The organism is Pseudarthrobacter sp. NPDC058329, from assembly GCF_042879835.1.
GTDB lineage: Bacteria > Actinomycetota > Actinomycetes > Actinomycetales > Micrococcaceae > Arthrobacter.
The window spans coordinates 1-3,834 of sequence record NZ_JBHVZR010000038.1 but is presented as its reverse complement, the minus strand read 5'-3'; the positions used below and the strand labels follow the sequence as shown (position 1 = coordinate 3,834).

The window sequence follows — 3,834 nt, the reverse complement described above, 5'->3', positions numbered from 1 at the left end:
TTATGTAAAGCTGAACAGTGATTATTGCATCCGATGCACGATCACCTCTCCTCCGCCCATTGCCACCCGGCACCCCCGCGACTGCAGCAGCAAAGTGCCTGTGACCTGCGGAAACGCAAGCTAATGCCTGTTGTGACCGCTGGTAAGCCCCACCGAAGCAGCCCTCGTAAGCTGGAGGGCATCAAGCTGGAACGGCCCTCCGATCCGCGGACTTCTGCATTAATTGCATGATTCTTGCATCCAATGCAATGTATCAGGAGGGATTCGTGGCGGTCGATTCAGCGGGACGGGTGCTCGACTTCGGCGCTGTGCGCTTCCTTCACCCCGAGGACCACGTGTTCACCCAGATGCTTACCGGCTGGCGCAACCAGCAGCTGAGCCGGAACCTGGCGTTTGGCACCATCGAGGGCCGCGAACGGCTAGTAACGCGGTTCCAGGAGTCCACAAACGAGTATCCATGGCAGTGGACCCCAGCTCACGTGGACGAGTTCTTCGGGGATCTGCGCAGCATGAAGCACGCCGCGCAGTCCACCATCCGGAGCTACCAGGCAGCGCTGAGGGCCTTCTGCGCATACGCAGCGTCGCCTGAGTATGGCTGGGACCGGGTCTGCGAACAGCACTTCGGTACGCACCCTGTCCAAGTCTGTTTCGACTGGAACACCGCGGTCCATGCCCAGGCGACCGAATCGGCTCCTAAGCGGCGGCCCTTCACCCGGCAGGAGCTGCAGGCGTTCTTTGACCGGGCCGATGACGAGGTGGACCGCATCGCTGGCCTGGGCCGCAAGGGCTGGCTGCCGGCCTACCGCGACGCGGTCCTCTTCAAGGTGGCCTACTGCTGGGGGCTGCGCCGTAATGAGGTCAGGCATCTGCAGACAGTCGATTTTGCCAGAAACCCGCACGCCCGGGAATTCGGCAAGTACGGGGTCCTACAGGTCCGCTACGGCAAGGCCATGAAGGGTTCACCACCCAAACGCCGCAGCGTCCTGACCGTGTTCGACTGGTCCACGGAAATCATTGCCGACTGGCTGGAACGCGGCCACCCGCACATGACCAACGGTCTGGACCTGTTCCCTTCCGAACGGGGCACCCTTGTTTCAGAGACGGCGCTGAACCGAAGGTTCAACCGGTACCGCGAGGACCTGGGCCTCTCCCCCGGCCTGGACATCCACTCGCTGCGCCGCTCCTACGTCACCCACCTGATCGAATCAGGCATGGACGCTTTGTTCGTCCAGCACCAGGCAGGCCACGAGCACGCGTCAACGACAGCCCTCTACACCTCCGTCTCCAGCGACTACAGGGTCAAGACACTGCGCCGCGCCCTGGACTCCACCATCCGGGACGCCCTGGCCGGAATGGAAGACTGAACCTCATGAAACGAGAGATCGACTACCGGTGGCGGCTTGCAGAACTCATGGCAGCCCGGGGAATGCACAACAGCACCGACCTCAGCCCCTTGCTGAAGGAACGCGGCATCGAACTCTCCGCCTCCCAGGTCTACCGGCTCGTCACCCAACGCCCCGAACGCGTCTCACTCATGATGATCGCCGCGCTCTGCGACATCTTCTCCTGCGGACCCGAGGACCTGGTCACCGTCACGGCAACTGACGCCAAGGTCCGCAAGGTCGCATCCGACGCCAACATCGTGGACCTGAACAAGACCATCCGTCCCAAACGCGCCCGGGTAATCCGCGATGACGGCTGAGATCAGCTCTCGGCTTGCCGTTCGTGGCCGGCCCCGCACCACCGGGGCGTTCACTTGCGACAGGTGCTCACGGGCAGCCGGCAAACACCGTGCCAGCTGGCCAGAAGGCAGGATCTGCGGAACCTGCTTCACGGTCGCCATGCGCACCCACGGCACCTGCCCCGGCTGCGGGACAAAGCGCATGCTCCCAGGCAGGTCAGATTCCCACGGTCACCAGCCGGTCTGCGCCGATTGCGCCGGCATCACCCAGGACTACCACTGCTCCGGCTGCGGCACGGAAACCGAGCACTACCGCCAGAACACCTGCGCCCGCTGCTCACTCCGGAACGACCTCACCGCGCTGTTGCACGTCGACGAGTCCCAGTGCCCGGCAACGACGGCAGCCAAACTGCTCTCCGCGCTCTGCGCAGCCCAGCGACCCGAAAGCATCCTCACCTGGCTCCGCAAACCCGGCGTCCGCGAACTGCTCAAGCGACTCTCCACCGGAGACATCCCGCTCAGTCACGAGGCGCTGGACAGGGAACCCAACAGCCTACGGGTGGAGCACCTGCGCAGCCTGCTCACCCACCACAACCTACTGCCCGGGCGGGATCACTACCTCGCGCTCTTTGAGCGGTGGCTACCCAGCAAACTCGACAACATTGATGACCCCGAGATTCGGCGACCCATTGAGTCCTTCGCCCGCTGGCACCACCTGCGACGCATCAGGACACTCTCCACAGACGGGAAGCCCACCCGCGGTCCCGTGCACAGCGCGAAACAGGAAATCACCGAAACCATCAAATTCCTCACCTGGCTCAAGCTCACCCACGGACGAACGGTCGCCTCCTGCCTCCAGGCCGACGTCGACGCCTGGTTGGCCGACGGCCCCACAACCAGACACGCCATCCGGACATTCTTCGCCTGGGCAGTGAAGAACAGGACCTGCACCAACATCACCATCGGCTTCCGGCAGGCAAAGACAGTTCCCCTACTCACCCAGGGCCAACGACTCGCCATGCTCAAAGCCTGCCTCACCGACAACATCGACACCCTGTCCTACCGGGTCGCCGCCACGCTCCTGCTGCTCTACGCCCAACCAGTAGTGAAGATCGCCGCGATGAAAAGCACCGATGTGATCCTCACACCCGATGGTTTGCGCCTGTCACTCGGGGAAGAACACCCAGCGCCAGTACCCGAACCGTTCGCCGCCCTAGTCGCACAACACCGGGCCTCCCGCCCCAACATGCGCACCGGCAGCAGTTCCGGCAGCCGGTGGCTCTTCCCCGGCTATCGCGCCGGCCAACACATTCACCCCAACACCCTCATGGAGCGGCTCCGGGAAATCGGCATCAACCTCCTGGGCGCACGCAACGCATCCCTCCGCGCCCTCGTCAATGAGGTCCCCGCGCCGCTCGTCGCCGAGATGCTCGGCTACAGCTACCAGGTCACGCAAAAGCACGCCATGGCAGCAGCCGAACCCTGGGCTCGCTATTCGCATATCCAACCCGGACGGATAATGGCGGATACCCCCTGAAAAGGAGCCAGTAATGGGAACCAACAGTGCGCATACTCATCGGATCTAGCAGCCCGCAAAGCATTCATGCTCTCGTGACATCCAGCGACGCCGAGAAGGCTTTGTGGTTGACAGGCATCGCTCTCGTTCCACAAACGCCTGGGCAGATCACGCTATCGACTGATGCAGACATGTTGGGCTCAGCATCGTGGCGCCTCGACAGTCTAAGCCTGATGAAAGTTTTGAGCACGGCGGGACATCCCCTGGAAGTTCCATCAGGCCCCACTGGCAAAACGACGCAATTCCAAGGCCGCGCGTCCATCCGCGCTTGGGAGATTGCAGGCTCCCTGCACGTCGACCTCGAGCTGCCACACCTAGTAGCAGGAAACCAGGACGGCGCTTCAGCCTCCTGGGAAGAAGTGGGCCCAGATGCTCATATTCTCTTGGCGGATACACACGTCATGGGTAGGGCGGAGATGCTCATCTCGTTTCTGCGAGTTCGATACACCTGATCGAGATTCCAACGGCGACTGAGCACAAGATTCTCCAGCTCCGCCTCTCGACAGTGGCACAACGCAAGAACTCAAAGCGGATTCTAGGGAATAGTTCGAAAACGAATATGCACCGTTACCAGTAG

The 3,834-nt window shown here is 62.4% G+C and carries 3 protein-coding genes; all 3 read left to right on the top strand.

Annotated features, from left to right (window positions below; all coding sequences use genetic code 11):
* Window positions 1–266 precede the first annotated feature (266 nt).
* The 3 genes from ACFVYC_RS22280 (at window position 267) to ACFVYC_RS22270 (ending at window position 3,218) form a co-directional block, all read left to right on the top strand.
* Window positions 267–1,364 carry a tyrosine-type recombinase/integrase gene (locus ACFVYC_RS22280; RefSeq protein ID WP_387554417.1) on the top strand — a complete coding sequence of 366 codons (1,098 nt, stop codon included), beginning with the start codon at window positions 267–269 and terminating at the stop codon, window positions 1,362–1,364.
* Between the two features lie 5 nt (window positions 1,365–1,369).
* Complete coding sequence (locus ACFVYC_RS22275) at window positions 1,370–1,702, top strand: helix-turn-helix domain-containing protein (RefSeq protein WP_387554415.1); 333 nt, start codon at window positions 1,370–1,372, stop codon at window positions 1,700–1,702.
* Window positions 1,703–1,883: 181 nt separating this feature from the next.
* Complete coding sequence (locus tag ACFVYC_RS22270) at window positions 1,884–3,218, top strand: hypothetical protein (protein ID WP_387554413.1); 1,335 nt, start codon at window positions 1,884–1,886, stop codon at window positions 3,216–3,218.
* Window positions 3,219–3,834: the final 616 nt, after the last annotated feature.

Excerpts from the sequence above, each read along its gene's own strand:
- ACFVYC_RS22275 (WP_387554415.1), top strand. The coding sequence starts at position 1,370 with ATGAAACGAGAGATCGACTACCGGTGGCGGCTTGCAGAACTCATGGCA.
- ACFVYC_RS22270 (WP_387554413.1), top strand. The coding sequence starts at position 1,884 with ATGCTCCCAGGCAGGTCAGATTCCCACGGTCACCAGCCGGTCTGCGCC.